Raw genomic sequence first — 15,045 nt, forward strand, 5'->3', positions numbered from 1 at the left:
GTTTCAATGAAATATGACGTATGCGTGATCGGCGGCGGCATCGTCGGGCTCGCGACTGCACTGGCCGTGCAGGCGCGCCGCCCGCATGCGAGCGTGCTCGTGCTCGAAAAGGAGCCGCGCCTCGCCGCGCATCAGACCGGACACAACAGCGGCGTGATTCACTCGGGCATTTACTACAAGCCGGGGAGTTTGAAGGCGCGGCTGTGTCTCGAAGGCGCCTCGGCGGTCAAACGCTTTTGCGACGAGAACGGTGTGCCCTACGACACGTGCGGCAAGCTCATCGTGGCGACGAATGCGCGCGAATCGAGCCGCATGGACGACCTGCTCGAACGCGCGCGCATCAACGGTGTCCACGCCGATCGGCTCACGAAGGCGGAACTCGCTGCCGAAGAGCCGGCGGTCGACGGGGAAGGCGCGATCCTCGTGCACGACACGGCGATCGTCGACTACAAGCGGGTTTGCACGGCCATCGGCGAGAAGCTCCAACGCAACGGCGCGACGATCGAAATGGGCGTGTCCGTGACGGGCATTCGAGAAAAGGGCACGCACGTCGAGGTCGACACGCCGGGCGCGGCGTTCACGGCCGACAAGCTCATCGCCTGCGCGGGGCTTCAGTCGGACCGCATCGCACGGCTTGCGGGACTTGAGATCGAGCATCGGATCATTCCGTTTCGCGGCGAGTACTTCAAGTTGCCGGCGTCGAAGAACGACATCGTCAAGCGCCTCGTCTATCCGGTGCCCGATCCCGCGTTGCCGTTTCTCGGCATTCACGTGACGAAGACGATGGGCGGCGGTCAGACGGTCGGTCCGAACGCGGTATTGGGCACGGCGCGCGAAGGCTATGCGAAGCATGCCGTCAACCTGCGCGACCTGTTCGATTTGTCGGTGTTTCCGGGCTTTTGGCGATTGCTTGTCCGCTATCGGGCCTCGGCCTTTCACGAGCTCGTGAATTCGCTTTGGAAACGCGGCTATCTCGACGAATGCCGCAAATATTGCCCGTCGTTGTCGCTCGACGATCTGCTGCCGATGGGAGCCGGCATCCGCGCGCAGGCCGTCAGACGCGATGGATCGATGATCGACGATTTCCTTTTTCTGCAAACGCCGCGAATGCTTCACGTCTGCAACGCACCGTCGCCGGCCGCGACGTCGTCGCTGCCGATCGGACGCATGATCGCCGAGCAATGTCTGGGTTGAGCCGAACATGACACGACAGATTCGTATCGTCGACCTCGTCGCGGACACGGCGAACGGTCCGGCGCAACGACGCGAGGACCTTGTACCGATGACGCCCGGCGTCGATATCGAACTTTGGCAAAGCTTCGTATCGCGCGCCGCGAGTGTGCGCGGCGACGTGCCGTTCCATCCGCCGAGCGGGCAGAGCCTCTTGCGTTTTTTCGTGCTACCGGCGCCGCCCGCTGCGCACGAGGACGTCGATTGGCGTGTGATAGCGGATGCATTTTTCCGGAGCAACGACATCGAGGCGTGCCGGGTCGACGGCGCGCGTCATCCGTTGATGCACCGGACGCCGACGAGCGACTGCGTGATCCTGCTCGAAGGCCGCGTGAAGCTCGTGCTCGACGAAGGCGAGCCGATCGATATCGAGCCGTTCGACGTCGTGCGTCAACGGGCAACGCCGCATGCGTGGGTGAATCTCGGGCCGGGCCCCGCGCTGCTGATTTCGCTGATGCACGGCACCTAGCACGCCGGCTCGCAAACGTCCGGAGCCTCAGGCGACGGATATCATTAAAAGGAGGAGACACCATGAAAGCAGAAACATCATCCGCATCGGGCGCCGCGCTGACGCGGTTCAATATCTTCGTCGTCTTGCTGATCCCGCTCGTCTGGACGTTCGAGGCGTCGTCCATCGGACCCGCGCTCGGGCGCATCGCCGAAACCTTCTCGTTGGCGTCGGATCTGCAGATCAAGCTCGTGATGACGATGCCGTTCATCACCGCGATCATTTTCAGCGCCGTGTCGGGCATGCTCGCGCGCTATATCGACCGCAAGACGATCCTGATCATCGGGCTCGTGATTTACGGCGTGACGGGCATGATGCCGGCCTGGCTCAACGACATCAATTCGATCCTCGTCGTGCGTCTGCTCACGGGCATCGGCGTCGGGCTCGTGTCGCCGATTCCGAACGCGATCATCACCGAGCGGTTCGAGGGCGAGAAGATGCGCCGCCTGCTGGGCATGACGTCGTCGATCTCGATGGTCGCGAACGTCATCGCGAGTCTCGTGAGCGGCATGCTGCTCGCGTACGGCTGGCAGTATCCGTTCTATACGTTCGCGATCGTATTCGTGATCGCCTTGCTCGCCTTGGCCGGCACGCCGGCCGCGCTGCCGCAACGCGCCGCGAGCACGGGGGGGATCCGCAATCTGCCGCCCGCGGTGTTCGCGCTGTTTGCGTTCATGACGCTGAACTTCGCGATTCAGGCCATCATCACGACGTCGGTCGCGATGTTCATGACGGCCGATCATATCGGCGAACCGTGGATGATCGGCATCGTGATTTCGTTTCCGGGCCTCGCGTGCTTCGTGTTGAGTCCCTTCTATCCCGAAGCGTTGCGCGTGCTCAAAAGCCTGCTGATTCCCGTTTCGTTTTTGCTTTACGCGCTCGGCTATTACGTGCTTGCCGGTGCGCATACACCGACGATCGTTTCGCTCGGCGCGTTTATCGTCGGCGCCGGCAACGCGATGCTGACGCCGCATATTCTCGCCATGGCGTCGGGACGCATCACCTTGGATCAGCATGACGCCGCCTACGGCGTCATCACAGCGGGGATCGGCGCGGGCGTGGTCGCGTCGCCGTTCTTCCAGTCGCTCGCGAGCGCGATCGGAGGCTCGGGCGCGCCGCGCTTTCTGTATCTTGTCGCGACGGGCACGGCGATCGTCATCGCGGTCGTGTCGTTCGCCGTGTCGCGCAGCACGCATCGCGTCGTCGCGCACGACTGAAACGCTTGGCCAATTATCGGCACTCGCCGGAGAACACTATGAAAATCGACGCAGCAGTCGCACGCGGTATCGGCCAGGCATTTTCGGTCGAGCGACTCGATATGGAGATGCCGCGCGACGACGAGATCCTCGTTCGCGTGCGTGCATCGGGCATTTGTCACACCGACATCGCGATGCGCGATCACGAGATCTATCCGATTCCGCATCCGTGCGTGTTCGGCCACGAGGGCGCGGGCGTCGTCGAACAGATCGGCGCCGCGGTCACGAAGGTCCGGCCCGGCGACCATGTCGCGCTTTCGTTCAGCTATTGCGGCGAATGCGCGGCGTGCCGGATGTCGCGGCCGAGCTATTGCGCGCATTTCGATGCGCTCAACTTCGAAGGCGGACGCATCGACAAGAGCAGCCCGTTGTCGCAATCGGGATGTCTGATCCACACGTTCCATGGCCAGTCGTCGTTCGCGACGCATGCCGTCGTGCATCAGAACGCGGCCGTCAAGGTGCGTCGCGACGTGCCGTTCGAAGTACTGGGACCGATGGGATGCGCCGTGCAGACAGGCGCGGGGTCCGTGATCAACGTGATGGGACTCCGGCCCGGCCAGTCGATCGCGATCTTCGGAACCGGCTCGGTCGGCCTGTGCGCATTGATGGCCGCGCGTCTCGCGGGCGCCGGACACATCATCGCGGTCGATCAGTCGGAAGCGCGGCTCGACAAGGCGCTCGAACTCGGCGCGACGCTCGCGATTCACGCGTCGCGCGACGATGCGCGCGCACGCATTCTCGAAGCGACGGGCGGGCGCGGCGTCGATTTCACGTTCGACACGACGGCGAACATGAATGTGTTGAGAACGGCGATGGCGGTGCTCGCGCGGCTCGGGACCTGCGTGTTCGTCGGCGGCGCGCCCAAGGGCATGGAGCTCGTCGTCGACGTCGAGCACATGATGACGGGCGGCCGCACGCTGCGCGGCGCGATCCTCGGCGACTGCCATCCCGAGGTGTTCATTCCGCGTATGGCCGACCTCTACAGCCAGGGCAAGTTTCCGATCGATCGGATCTTGACGTCGTATGGCCTCGATGAGGTCAATGCCGCGGTCGACGATGCGCTCAGCGGCCGCTCGATCAAATCGGTGCTGTGCATGCATGACGAGGCGTGATGTCGGCGACGCGATGTCAGCGTCGTGTACATCGGATTGTGATGGTCTTAGGCGTGTCGCGCGCGGTGGGCACGCGACACGTCTTACGTGAACGTCGCTTGACGAAGCGTCTTGACCAGTAACGCGTGGAGGCTGTCGACGGCCTTCGCGCCGCGCGAATCGCGGCTGCGATACGCCGCGACTTCCATCGGTTCGAGCGGGCCCAGATTTTCGTCGGCGCCCAGCATCCGCAGATGCGCGGGCGTACTGCATTGCGTGAGGGCCGCCACGGCCAGCCCGCTCTCGACCGCCGCGATCTGTCCCGCCAGGCTCGAACTGTGGTAGACCACTTTGTATCGACGTCCCTGCTGCGCGAGCGAATGGATCGCGCTGCGCCGCGCGAGGCTCGTGCTTTCGTAAACGGCGATCGGTATCGGATCGCGCCGCCAGAGTTCGAATTGCGCGGCGCCGACCCAGACCATCGGTTCGTGAAACAGTAAGGTGCCGCGCCGCGCGTGATCGCGCGAGACGAGCGCGATGTCGAGTTCGCCGCTCGCCACGCGCGGAATCAGCGACGTCGATTGCTCGCAGATCAGCTCGATCTCGACACCGCTATGGCGGGGCGCGAAGCGTTTGAGCACGGGTGTCAGATATTTCGCGGCATAGTCGTCGGGTACGCCGAGCCGTACGCGTCCGGTCAGCGGTTCGTCGTGCAGCGCCATCTGCGCTTCCGCGTGCAGATCGAGAATGCGGCGCGCGTAGCCAAGCAGCGTCTGACCGTCCTGTGTGAGTTCGAGCGTGCGCGAACCGCGTTCGATGAGGCGCAAGCCGAGCGCGCTTTCGAGTTTCTTGAGCTGCATGCTGACGGCCGACTGCGACCGATGGACTTCGGCCGCCGCGCTCGACAGCGAGCCCGCATCGACCACGGCGACAAAGCAGCGGAGCCAGTCGGTCTGCAACGCGTGGTGTGGCATCGCATGCCTCCTTTCGAAATTCGAATAGATGACGTTCGAATTATGCGCTTTTCGTTCGAATGACAGCGGCACACACTGGCCGCATGCAGACACCTTCAGACATCGACCCTAGGAACAGCGCCTGGATGGCGGCCCGATCGTCGTCGGGCGTCAGGCCTTTTGTCCTCGGTTGCGCGTTGCTCGGCACGATCGGTATCTTCGTTCGCGAGGCGCATGCCGATCCGTTGACGGCCGCGTGGTTTCGCTGCGCGTTCGGCCTCGCCGGCTTGACGCTGTGGTTCGTGGTGCGACGACAGGCATACGGTTTGCGGCTGACGCGGACGAGCGGACCCTGGGTACTCGTCGCGGGTGCGTTGATGGTGCTGAGCTGGTGCCTGTTCTTCAACGCGATCGAGCGGATCTCGACAGGCGTGGCGATCGTGCTGTTCCAATTCCAGCCGATGTGGATGGTGGTGCTGGGCGTGCTGTGTCTCAAGGAGTCGGTCGGCAGGCGGCGCGTGGGCGCGGTCTCGGCGGCGATGATCGGCCTCGTGTTCGCGACGGGTCTTGTCGAACATGCCGCGGACAGCGGGGTTCGGCAAGGCGACGGGCTCGGTGTCGTCTTGTGTCTCGTGGGGGCCCTTTGCACGGCATGCGCGGCGATCATCGCGAGGCGTCTGCGCGACTTGCCCATGGGCGTGCTCGCGTGGTGGCAATGCGCGATCGGGACCTTGACGCTATGGGTCTGGCCGATGCGTCACGGTTGGCCCGCGTTGGGTGCATCGTGGCTCTGGCTCGCGGGGCTCGGCATCGTTCATACGGCGCTCGCCTATACGCTGATGTATAGCGGCATGGCGCGCCTGAATACGGGGCGTATCGCGCTGCTTCAGTTCGTCTATCCGGCGGTCGCGATCGTGATCGACCGGCTCGTCTTCGGTCAGCATCTGAGCGGACTGCAGTTGGCCGGCATCGCGGTGATCTCGATCGCGGTGGGATATGCGGAGCGCGCGCCACGGCGATAGGGCGTGGGTTCTTGCACGCTACGTCGCACGGCAAGCCGGATCTGTCGGCCACGCTGCTGCGAGGATCGAGATCGAGTGCCGCGCGTCAAGGCCGCGACGCGCCGCGTCGCTTCGGCACGCGTTTTTGCGGCACGTGTTGCGCGGCGCGAAGCTCGGACGCATCGAGAAAAAAATCCCGGTTGCCGGATAGGCGTTCGACCATGAAGTCGATGAACGTCCTCACGCGCAGCGACTGTTCGGTTCGATGCCTGTAGTAGATATAGACCGCGCCGTATTCGGTGACGTGTTCCGTCAGCAAAGGAATCAGTCGACCGCTCCGAATATGCGCCGTGGCGTTGAAGCTTCCCAATTGCCCGATGCCGAGACCCGACAGCACGGCCTGCGTTTCCATTTCCGTATCGTTGACGCAGATCGCGGGGGGGACATCGCGATAGGCGATCTCGTCGCCGATACGAAACTGCCACTGCGCGAGCTTGCCTGTATTGGCGCGTCGATACCCGGTGCAGCGATGCTGGGCGAGTTCGTCCACGGTGCGCGGCGCGCCGTGACGCTCGATATAGCCGGGCGATGCGCAGACGATCAGTTGAATCGGCAGCAGCCGGCGCGCGATCGAGCCGCCCGAGGGCGGCGGTCCGCCGCGGAAGCCCACGTCGGCGCGGTCGGTCACGAGATCCGTGAATTGATCGTCGAATTGCACTTCGAGCTGCACGTCGGGATAGTGCGCTTGAAATGCCTCGAAGAACGGCCAGAGCACCGGCAGTCCGAGCGAGCGCGGCGCACTCACGCGCAGCATGCCGGCCACGTCGTGTTTCGCGCGTCGAGCATCGTCGAGCGCGGACGATAGCGTGGCGAGCGCCGGTTCGACGCTATCGAGCAGCCGCTGGCCCTCCTCGGTCAGACTCAGCTTGCGCGTCGTGCGATGAAACAGCCGCACGCCCAAGGTCTTTTCCAATTGCATCACCGCATGGCTCGCGGCCTGCGGCGAAATGCCTTGATCGACTGCCGCGCCGCGCAGGCTCCCGAGTGCCGCGGCACGGACGAACGTGGTGATCGCGCGGATTTCGTTCATGTCGAGGTCTCCGGATTCGCAAACAAACGTTGATTATCACGCCATCAATATGCGGCTAGTTTATGCCAATTGCCGGGCCTACCATGGCGTCACTTCATCCCACTCGTCGGAGAGACAACATGGCAAACGCTCAACAAGGTGGCTTCAAGCGTGTCTGGTTCATTACGGGTGCGTCGCGCGGTATCGGCGCATTGATGGCTGAAGCGGCGCTCGCCGACGGAAACGCGGTCGTCGCGGCGGGACGGAACGTGTCCGCGATCGTCGAGCGGCTCGGCACGTCCGCGATGCTGCTGCCGGTCGCGCTCGATGTGACCGACGAGGCCCAGGCTAAAGCGGCCGTGCAGTCGGCGATCGACACGTTCGGGCGCATCGACGTGCTCGTCAACAACGCCGGTTTCGGTCTGCTGGGTGCGGTCGAGGAAGCGGCCGACAAGGACGTGCGCCGCATGTACGACACGAATGTATTCGGCTTGCTCAACGTCACGCGCGCCGTGTTGCCGACGATGCGTGCGCACCGTTCAGGCCATGTGATCAATATTTCGTCGGTCGGCGGCTATCGCGCGGGACCGGGATTCGGCGTGTATTCGTCGACGAAGTTCGCCGTCGAGGGCCTGACGGAAGCGTTGCATGCGGAGCTCAAGCCGCTCGGCATCCATGCGACCGTGGTCGAGCCCGGGTACTTCCGTACGGACTTTCTGGATGCGTCGTCGCTCGTTGTTTCACCCAACGTGATTGACGACTATGACGCCACCTCGGGCGCCGTACGTCGCAGGGCCGTGCAGATGAACCACAACCAGCCCGGCGACCCGACGAAGCTCGCGGCGGCGCTGGTCACGCTCGTCGATGCGTCGAATCCGCCGCTGCGTCTGCCGTTGGGTACGGATACCTTGGCCGCGATTGCCGCGAAAAACGCGTACGTGACGGAGGAAACGGAAACGTGGAGAGTGCTGTCCGCATCGACGGATTTCGCGGTCTGATGCATGGACGAAACCGCTATCGCACGAATCGTCGATAGAGCGCGCGCAGTCCCGTGTCGATCGCAAAGCCGATCGCGCCGATCACGAGGATCGTCGCCGACAGCTCGGAATAGGCGAGGCGATCGCGTGTATCGAGGATCAGATAACCGAGCCCCGCGCTGACGCCGAGCATTTCCGCCGGCACGAGCACGATCCAGAGAATCCCGACGGCGAGCCTCAGACCGGTGAGCAAGTGCGCGGCGATACCGGGCAGATACACGTGAAGCAGCATCTCGGCGCGCGATGCGGCGAGGCTGCGTCCGAGCTGAATCCAGCGCGCATCGAGGTGCGCGATGCCCGCGGCGGTGTTCATGATGATCGGCCAGACCGCGGCGAAGGCGAGCAGAAAACACACGGAGCGATTGCCGACCCCGAGCGACATCACCGCGATCGGCATCCACGACAGCGGCGAGATCATGCGAAGGAACTGAAACGCCGGCGTCAGCATCCGGTCGATCGTGCGGAACCGGCCGATCACGAGCCCGATCGGCACGCCGAGCGCCATGGCCCAGCCGAGTCCGATCGCGACGCGGCCCAAGCTCACGATCGCATGCTCGACGAGATGGTCGTCGCGCACGAGCGGGACCAGCGCTGCGAGCGCCGCATCGGGTGAGAACGCGCGCGCGAGACTGTCTTGGCCGCCGACGTGCGTCGCCAGCCACCAGATCAGCACGACGGCGATGCCGCCGATCAGGCCATAGGGGAAGGATACGGGCCGGCGCGTGCGCGCGGCGCGATCCGGCGTCGAACGCGATGGCATCGGAACGGACGCGCTCGGCGTCGAGACGGGCTCAGACAACGACGACCTCCTTGCGCTCGAAGCCGTCCGGCGCGCCGAACGCCTGCAGACCGCCGTACTTCGCGATGCTGTTGCGGACGAACCGGTCGTCGACGAGATCGCGCGCCGTCGCCACGGGGTCGAGCGCGCCGAGAAACGCCGTGTTGCCGTCGACCTGCGTGAGCTTGAGCCGACGCACGAGTTCTTCCGTATAGCTCGGATACGGGTAGGGCTGGAAGTCGATGCGCTTCGGATGCCAGTCGGCATGACGGATCGCGCCGTCCGCGAGATAACGGCCTTCGTCGGACGCCGCGGGCGCGAGCACGCGCGTCAGGACTTGCGTCGTATGCGGCGTGTAGCGATCGGGGCCGTCTTTCGACAGCAGGCGCGCGAGATCTTCGGGATGCGTGCGGCTCCAGAGTTGGGCGCGGACGATCGCATCGACGACTTTCTGCGACCATGCGGGCCGTGTATCGAGATCGGCCTGATGCATGAACACCGTGCAGCACGCGTGATTTTTCCAGACGTCGCCCGTAAAGCGCAGCACCTTGCCGACGTTGAGCGCTTCGGCGGCCGCATTGAACGGCTCCGCGACGATGTATCCGGCGATCTGTTTCGAGGCGAGCGCGGGCGGCATATCGGCAGGCGCCATCACGATGAGGTTCACCTCGTCGGCGGCCGGCGCATCCGCGCGCTTGAGCACGGGCTTGAGACCCGCGTCGCGCATCATCTGCTGGACCACGACGTTGTGAATCGAATACCAGAACGGCACGGCGACCGTCTTGCCGCCGAGATCGCGCACCGATTGAATGTCGGGCGTGACCGTCAGCGCCGATCCGTTCACGTGATTCCATGCGACGACCTTCGCGGGCGCGCGGCTGCCGTAGCGTGCCCAGATCGCCATCGGCGAAAGCAGATGCACGACGTTGACCTGGCCCGACAGAAACGCTTCGACGAGTTGCGCCCAGCTCCGCAGCAAGGTCGGCTTCTCGACCGACAAGCCTGCCTCGGCAAAATATCCGTTGTGATGCGCGGCGAGCAACGGCGCGGCATCCGTAATCGGCAGATAGCCGATCCGCACGGGGGCGTCGGGTTCGGCGGCAGCCCGCGCATTGCGCATGCCGAGCAAGGGCGTCGCGGTCGCGGCGCTGAACAACGCGGCGAGCTTGAGCCATTCCCGGCGATTCATCGGAACGTCGCACATAAGGTATCGATATCAGAACAGTCAGTCGGATCCATCCAAGAGCGCCGCGTGTCGATGCAAGCGCCCGTCCAAGTCCATCACGCCTCGCGATGCGAGTCAGATCCCGATGCGGTCCTCCGTCGCCAGGATCGGTCGAGGCGGCGCATGATCGACCGCGCGTGCCGGCGCATGCCGCGCGCCGTGCAGGGCGCGACGGATCGTGTCGTGCAGCACCGTATAGCCGGGGTCGGCGGGATCGCGCGGCGTCGATGCGTCGAGCGTCCAGCGTCCGGCCTCGCGTCCGTGCATGCCGAGCAGCACGATCTGATCCGAGACGCGAAGCGCTTCGTCGAGATCGTGCGTGACGAGCACGGTGGCCGTTCGCGCGCGTCGGACGATCTGCATCAGTAACTGTTGCATATCGTCGCGCGTCGATTCGTCGAGCGCGCCGAACGGTTCGTCGAGCAACAGCACGCGAGGCTCGCGCGCGAGACATCGTGCGAGCGCCACGCGTTGCGCCATCCCGCCCGACAGTTGCGACGGCGACGCCTGTTTCGCATGCGGCAGACCGACGTGTTCGAGCACGGCTTCGACGCGCGCACGTTTTTGCGCGCGCGACAGGCGCGTCCGGTTCCCGAAATCGAGCCCGAAACCGACATTGCGCGCGACATCGAGCCAGGGCAGCAGACACGGATCCTGGAACGCGACCGCGATGTCCGCCTGCGGCGTGTCGAACGGCCGGCCCGCGAGCGAGACCGTGCCCGAGTCCGGGCGCTGCAGGCCCGCGAGCACACGCAGCAACGTCGATTTGCCGCAGCCGCTTGGACCGATCAACGACACGATCTGCGCATCGGCGACGCGCAGATCGACGCCGGATAACACGGTATGCGCGGGGGACGCGAGCGCTTCGCGCTCGGCTCGATGCCGATCGTCGCGCCGATACCGCACGTGGATGTCGCGGGCTTCGAGCCGATGCGCGCTCATGCGGCGGTACTCGTCGCGCGGCGTGCGAGTTCGAGCTTGAGTTGCGTGAGGCTCGGCGTGACGACCGGAATGAACGCGGCTTCGCGCCAGCGGCGTGCGACGCCGCCGTCACGCGTCGCCGGGGGCGCGGACATCGGCGCAGGCGCGGCAACTTGGGCAACGGCATGCGTGGACGCACGGAGGGGGGCGGCATTGCCGAGATCCTCGCGATCCTCACGTTTGGGACGAAGGTAGCCGCGACCGCCCGCGCTCTGGATTTCGAGCGCGGCGGCGGCCGAGGCGATCGCCGCGAGTTCGATGCGGATTTCAAACAAGGGCGCGGCGTGGGCGCGAAAGACGCCTGATGCGACGCCATCGAGCAAGCGCTGCGTGACCGTCGCGAGACGATGGTCGAGCGTGTCGATTTCGGCGGACAATGCGTCGGCGGCGCGGCGTGCCTCGTCGAGGCAACGCTGGGCGAGCCCGATCGACAAGCCGCATTGGAGACCGAGAAACGCGGGTCGCACGCGAGCGAGGAACGGCATCGCCTCGACGGCGATGATCCATGAATCGTCGAGCGCCACGCGCGCGAGATCGATCGCGGCGGTGTTGCTGGATCGCATCGCGACGAGATCGAGATCGTCGCTGCGCGATACGCCGGGCGCGTCGTGCGGAATGGCGACGATCACGGGCGTCTGACCGTTCGCGCGACCGGCGACCGCGGCGACGACGAACCCTTCCTTGCGCAGATTCGTGACCCACGGCAAGGTGCCCTCGATATCGAGCGCGTGGCCTGTCTCGACCGCGCGTATCTGCAACGACTCGATGCCGCCGAGGTATTTCATCGCGTTCGAGAGCCCGGTCGCGCCCGCGTGGCGACCGTCGAGCAAGGCCGGCAGCAAGCGGTCGCGCAAGCCCGTATTCGGGCTCTGCAGCAGATATTCGATAAACGTGCGCTGCCCCCAGAAGACGAACGCCGCCGTCAACGATCGCGCGGCGACGCTCGCGACCGCGAGGATCGCATCCGTGATCGCGCCGCCCGTGCCGCCGAGCGAATCGGGCACGCCGATCGAGAACTGCCCCGCTTGCGCGAGCGCCGGCATCACGGATTCAGGCGCGGCGCTGCCGTCGTCGAGCGCGTCCGCGTATGCGTCGAGCCAGTCACGCAGACGCGCGTCGAGCGGCGGCAACGAGCGCGTCGTCATGCCGCTTGCGCCGCCGGCGTCCATTCGAAAGCCTTGAGTTCGGGATTCAGCGGATGCTTCGAAAGGTTATTGGCGAAGTTGCAGAGTGTCGCGAGGCTCACGCCGAGCACGACTTCGAGCGCGGCGGCTTCGGTGAAGCCGGCGCTCCGGAAGCGTGCGAATTCGCTGTCGCTGACGGCGCCGCGCGATGCGATGACGGCCTCCGTGAAGCGAGCGATCGCGTCAAGACGCGCATCGTCGAGCGTGCCGCGTGCGCGGATGCCTTCGACGAGTTCGGGCGGGAGCTTGGCTTTCTTGAGGGCCACCGCCGTATGGCCGGCGACGCAAAACCCGCATCCATGAATGGCCGCGGCCGTGATCTGGACGACTTCGCGCTCCGCGAGCGTGAGGCTGCTGCGCGCGTTGATTTCGCCGACCGTCAGATACGTTTCGAGCGCGGTCGGCGCGTTCGCGAGGGCGGCGACGAGATTCGGCAGGAAGCCGTTGTTCGCGAGCGAGCGTTCGAGAAAGGGGCGGCTCGCTTCGGGGGCGGATTCGACGGTTTGCAGCGGAAGGCGGCTCATGGGCGGCTCGGAAGGGCAAGTGGATCAGGCCACATTCTTGTCGAGGCCCGCGCGACGGACAATGCGCGGCCGTCTTCGTTTGCTGCGAATTCGTCTCGGCGCCGTCGCGCGCTCAGTGCACGAGGGACGACGAAGGCATGCGCCGCAAGGCGCCCGGCTGCGCACCCGTCACGCGCTTGAAGGCCTGGGCGAACGCGGACTCGGATTGGTATCCGACGCGTTCGGCCGCACGTGAAATGCTGACGCCTTCGCGCAGCATGCCGGCCGCCATTTTCATGCGGATCAGCGTCAGAAACTGCGCGGGCGGCTGGCCGCACGCTTCGACGAAGCGCTTGAAGAATCGCGCGCGCGACATATGCGCGTGCGCGGCCATCGCATCGGTCGACCACGCATGACCGGGCTCCGCGATGATCGCTTCGACGAGGCTCGAAAATTCGCTGCCCTTGAGCAGCGACCATAATCCGGCGGCCGTATCGTCGCGTTCGGCGATTTCGCGCAAGGCATAGAAGAACAGCAGTTCGGTCAAACGGGCGATCAGCGCCGACGGCGTTTCCGAATCGCGAAGCGCTTCGGCGCGGATCAAATCGAAGACGGCGCGCGCGCTTTCGGACGACGGTGAGCTTGAACGCACGATCAGCGTATCGGGCAGCATCGACAGCAGCAGTTCGCCCGGCATCGCGTCAAACGCGAAGAAGCCGCACGCGAGCCCGGTGCCCACGACCGTCGATGCGGTCAGCGGCGTCATCGTGCCGATGCGCTGGATCGGCGCGTCGGCGGCCGGCATCTCGGCATCGGGCGACAGCACGTGCGGCACGTCGCGCAGCAGAAATACCGTATCGCCCGCTTCGAGCCGCGTGCATTCGCCCGTGTCAGGGCGCTTGAACCAGCAGTGTCCGTGCAGCACCACGTGAAAGCTCGCGAGACCCTTGTCCGATGTCGATGCCTGCCAGCGGCCGCAATATTGGCCGACATGGAACACCGTGCTCTGGAGTTCGAGTCCCGAGAGCAGCCAATGCACGATCCGTTCGATCTGCGGCTTCATCGCGCGAATTGCCTATCCGAAAACCTATTTGACGCGCGAGTGTCGCGTGTCCGGGCGTCGATTTGAACGATTAGAAATTCATTTGCTTATGCAGCAGGGCGGATTTCAATGCGTCAAATGCTTCGTCGGCCTTGACCGGGAGGGTTTCGATGCGTTTGGCTCGACGCGGTGTTTTCTCAAGGACGGCCACTGGATGGGGCGTGAGCAGTCCGGTTCGTTGGCGGTCGCCGATTCCGCCGGCGTAAGTAGAGATTGTTGAAAATCAGCGCCGCGCCCGTCATGCAGGCCCCGACGATCTGCGCGCGCGCGGGCACGGTGCCCGTCAGCGACGATACGATGAATGTCGTCACGGGCAGGACATCCATGAACAGCACGCCGTTGAGCGGCGTCAGAATCCGGTTGCCGACGTTCCAGAACAGGATCGCGACAAACCCCGCGACGGGTCCCATATAGAGCAGATGCGGCGCGACCGCACGCAATTCCGCCATGTTCGGAACGGGAACGACGCGCCATGCGCACAGCAGCGCATTGAGTCCGAGAATCGTGGTCAGTCCCAGCCACGTCGTCAGCGTCGTGTATTTGAGCGCGGACCAGGTCTTGAAACGCAAGGCGCCGAATGTGTAGATGACCCAGCACAACGCGCCGACGACGATAAGCGCGTTCGCCGAATAGTGCTGCGGCTCGCGCAGTGCCGCTGCGATGTCCCCTTTAGTGACGACGAGCGCCACGCCCGCGAACGACATCACGATGAACAGCAGGGAAATGACGGGCGGCTTGCTTCTGCGGACCAGTGCGTTGACGAGTAGCCCCATCATCGGCTGGGTCGCCATCATGATCGATGCGGTGAGCGCGCCGTCCGGACCCGCGAGTTGCTGCCCGAGAAACACAAATGAGCCGAATCCGCAGAAGCCGATCGAGCCCAGTAGCCACGCCAGCGCGATCGGTTCCTTGTTCGGCCGAAACGCGCGAGGTCCCTCCTTGATCCGGAGCAGCGCGAGAAATGCCGTGCCCGCGACGAGGTAGCGCAGCGAAGTAAAGGTGAAGGGATCGATATGCGTGAGCGCATCCGTCATCACGGGAAACATGATGCCCATCAGGACCGTTGCCACCACGCAGAAAAGCACGCCTTTGCCGTATGCGCCGTGGTTTGATGTGGCGGTCGAGGT

The 15,045-nt window shown here is 64.9% G+C and carries 15 protein-coding genes; 6 read left to right on the top strand and 9 right to left on the bottom strand.

Features of this window, described 5'->3' with window-relative positions; genetic code table 11:
* The first annotated feature begins 6 nt into the window (after positions 1–6).
* The 4 genes from lhgO (at position 7) to D7S86_RS14945 (ending at position 4,106) form a co-directional block, all read left to right on the top strand.
* A complete protein-coding gene (lhgO, locus tag D7S86_RS14930) occupies positions 7–1,194 on the top strand; it encodes an L-2-hydroxyglutarate oxidase (RefSeq protein WP_121087648.1) in 1,188 nt (395 codons plus the stop codon).
* Positions 1,195–1,201: 7 nt separating this feature from the next.
* Positions 1,202–1,699 carry a cupin domain-containing protein gene (locus D7S86_RS14935; RefSeq protein WP_121087649.1) on the top strand — a complete coding sequence of 166 codons (498 nt, stop codon included), beginning with the start codon at positions 1,202–1,204 and terminating at the stop codon, positions 1,697–1,699.
* Positions 1,700–1,761: 62 nt separating this feature from the next.
* Positions 1,762–2,955: an MFS transporter gene (locus D7S86_RS14940; protein WP_121087650.1), complete on the top strand. Its 1,194-nt coding sequence runs from the start codon at positions 1,762–1,764 to the stop codon at positions 2,953–2,955.
* Between the two features lie 38 nt (positions 2,956–2,993).
* Positions 2,994–4,106: an NAD(P)-dependent alcohol dehydrogenase gene (locus D7S86_RS14945; RefSeq protein WP_121087651.1), complete on the top strand. Its 1,113-nt coding sequence runs from the start codon at positions 2,994–2,996 to the stop codon at positions 4,104–4,106.
* Between the two features lie 83 nt (positions 4,107–4,189).
* Here the strand turns inward: D7S86_RS14945 and D7S86_RS14950 are convergent, their stop codons facing one another.
* On the bottom strand, positions 4,190–5,059 hold the full coding sequence (locus D7S86_RS14950) for a LysR family transcriptional regulator (RefSeq protein WP_121087857.1): 870 nt from the start codon (positions 5,057–5,059) through the stop codon (positions 4,190–4,192).
* Between the two features lie 125 nt (positions 5,060–5,184).
* On the opposite strand from D7S86_RS14950, the gene D7S86_RS14955 reads away from it, so the two are divergent.
* The gene (locus tag D7S86_RS14955) at positions 5,185–6,060 is read left to right on the top strand and encodes a DMT family transporter (protein ID WP_121087652.1); all 876 of its coding nucleotides are present in this window, start codon (positions 5,185–5,187) and stop codon (positions 6,058–6,060) included.
* An 85-nt stretch (positions 6,061–6,145) separates the two neighbouring features.
* Here D7S86_RS14955 and D7S86_RS14960 read toward each other — a convergent pair whose 3' ends face one another.
* A complete protein-coding gene (locus tag D7S86_RS14960; protein ID WP_121087653.1) occupies positions 6,146–7,129 on the bottom strand; it encodes a LysR family transcriptional regulator in 984 nt (327 codons plus the stop codon).
* 119 nt (positions 7,130–7,248) lie between these two features.
* Here D7S86_RS14960 and D7S86_RS14965 point away from each other — a divergent pair, with 119 nt between their 5' ends.
* Positions 7,249–8,106 carry an oxidoreductase gene (locus D7S86_RS14965; RefSeq protein WP_121087654.1) on the top strand — a complete coding sequence of 286 codons (858 nt, stop codon included), beginning with the start codon at positions 7,249–7,251 and terminating at the stop codon, positions 8,104–8,106.
* A gap of 16 nt (positions 8,107–8,122) precedes the next feature.
* On the opposite strand, the gene D7S86_RS14970 is transcribed toward D7S86_RS14965, so the two are convergent.
* The 7 genes from D7S86_RS14970 to D7S86_RS15000 all read right to left on the bottom strand — a co-directional run bounded on the left by D7S86_RS14970 (position 8,123) and on the right by D7S86_RS15000 (position 15,003).
* Positions 8,123–8,944, bottom strand: a complete 822-nt coding sequence (locus D7S86_RS14970) for an ABC transporter permease (protein WP_240648177.1) — start codon at positions 8,942–8,944, stop codon at positions 8,123–8,125.
* A complete protein-coding gene (locus D7S86_RS14975) occupies positions 8,937–10,127 on the bottom strand; it encodes an ABC transporter substrate-binding protein (protein ID WP_121087655.1) in 1,191 nt (396 codons plus the stop codon). Before D7S86_RS14975 ends, D7S86_RS14970 begins: the two co-directional genes overlap by 8 nt.
* A 96-nt stretch (positions 10,128–10,223) precedes the next feature.
* Complete coding sequence (locus tag D7S86_RS14980) at positions 10,224–11,090, bottom strand: ABC transporter ATP-binding protein (protein WP_121087656.1); 867 nt, start codon at positions 11,088–11,090, stop codon at positions 10,224–10,226.
* Entirely contained in the window at positions 11,087–12,298 is a 1,212-nt protein-coding gene (locus D7S86_RS14985; RefSeq protein WP_121087657.1) for an acyl-CoA dehydrogenase family protein, read from the bottom strand. Before D7S86_RS14985 ends, D7S86_RS14980 begins: the two co-directional genes overlap by 4 nt.
* Entirely contained in the window at positions 12,271–12,837 is a 567-nt protein-coding gene (locus tag D7S86_RS14990) for a carboxymuconolactone decarboxylase family protein (RefSeq protein WP_121087658.1), read from the bottom strand. The genes D7S86_RS14985 and D7S86_RS14990 overlap by 28 nt, the downstream gene beginning before the upstream one ends.
* 112 nt (positions 12,838–12,949) lie before the next feature.
* Entirely contained in the window at positions 12,950–13,879 is a 930-nt protein-coding gene (locus tag D7S86_RS14995; protein ID WP_121087659.1) for an AraC family transcriptional regulator, read from the bottom strand.
* 176 nt (positions 13,880–14,055) lie between these two features.
* Positions 14,056–15,003: a DMT family transporter gene (locus tag D7S86_RS15000; protein ID WP_276313428.1), complete on the bottom strand. Its 948-nt coding sequence runs from the start codon at positions 15,001–15,003 to the stop codon at positions 14,056–14,058.
* Positions 15,004–15,045: the final 42 nt, after the last annotated feature.

It is taken from the genome of Pararobbsia silviterrae (assembly GCF_003628125.1).
Lineage (GTDB): Bacteria > Pseudomonadota > Gammaproteobacteria > Burkholderiales > Burkholderiaceae > Pararobbsia > Pararobbsia silviterrae.

Coding starts and splice junctions, on each gene's coding strand:
- lhgO (WP_121087648.1), top strand. CDS start 7: ATGAAATATGACGTATGCGTGATCGGCGGCGGCATCGTCGGGCTCGCG.
- D7S86_RS14935 (WP_121087649.1), top strand. CDS start 1,202: ATGACACGACAGATTCGTATCGTCGACCTCGTCGCGGACACGGCGAAC.
- D7S86_RS14940 (WP_121087650.1), top strand. CDS start 1,762: ATGAAAGCAGAAACATCATCCGCATCGGGCGCCGCGCTGACGCGGTTC.
- D7S86_RS14945 (WP_121087651.1), top strand. CDS start 2,994: ATGAAAATCGACGCAGCAGTCGCACGCGGTATCGGCCAGGCATTTTCG.
- D7S86_RS14950 (WP_121087857.1), bottom strand. CDS start 5,059: ATGCCACACCACGCGTTGCAGACCGACTGGCTCCGCTGCTTTGTCGCC.
- D7S86_RS14955 (WP_121087652.1), top strand. CDS start 5,185: ATGGCGGCCCGATCGTCGTCGGGCGTCAGGCCTTTTGTCCTCGGTTGC.
- D7S86_RS14960 (WP_121087653.1), bottom strand. CDS start 7,129: ATGAACGAAATCCGCGCGATCACCACGTTCGTCCGTGCCGCGGCACTC.
- D7S86_RS14965 (WP_121087654.1), top strand. CDS start 7,249: ATGGCAAACGCTCAACAAGGTGGCTTCAAGCGTGTCTGGTTCATTACG.
- D7S86_RS14975 (WP_121087655.1), bottom strand. CDS start 10,127: ATGTGCGACGTTCCGATGAATCGCCGGGAATGGCTCAAGCTCGCCGCG.
- D7S86_RS14980 (WP_121087656.1), bottom strand. CDS start 11,090: ATGAGCGCGCATCGGCTCGAAGCCCGCGACATCCACGTGCGGTATCGG.
- D7S86_RS14985 (WP_121087657.1), bottom strand. CDS start 12,298: ATGGACGCCGGCGGCGCAAGCGGCATGACGACGCGCTCGTTGCCGCCG.
- D7S86_RS14990 (WP_121087658.1), bottom strand. CDS start 12,837: ATGAGCCGCCTTCCGCTGCAAACCGTCGAATCCGCCCCCGAAGCGAGC.
- D7S86_RS14995 (WP_121087659.1), bottom strand. CDS start 13,879: ATGAAGCCGCAGATCGAACGGATCGTGCATTGGCTGCTCTCGGGACTC.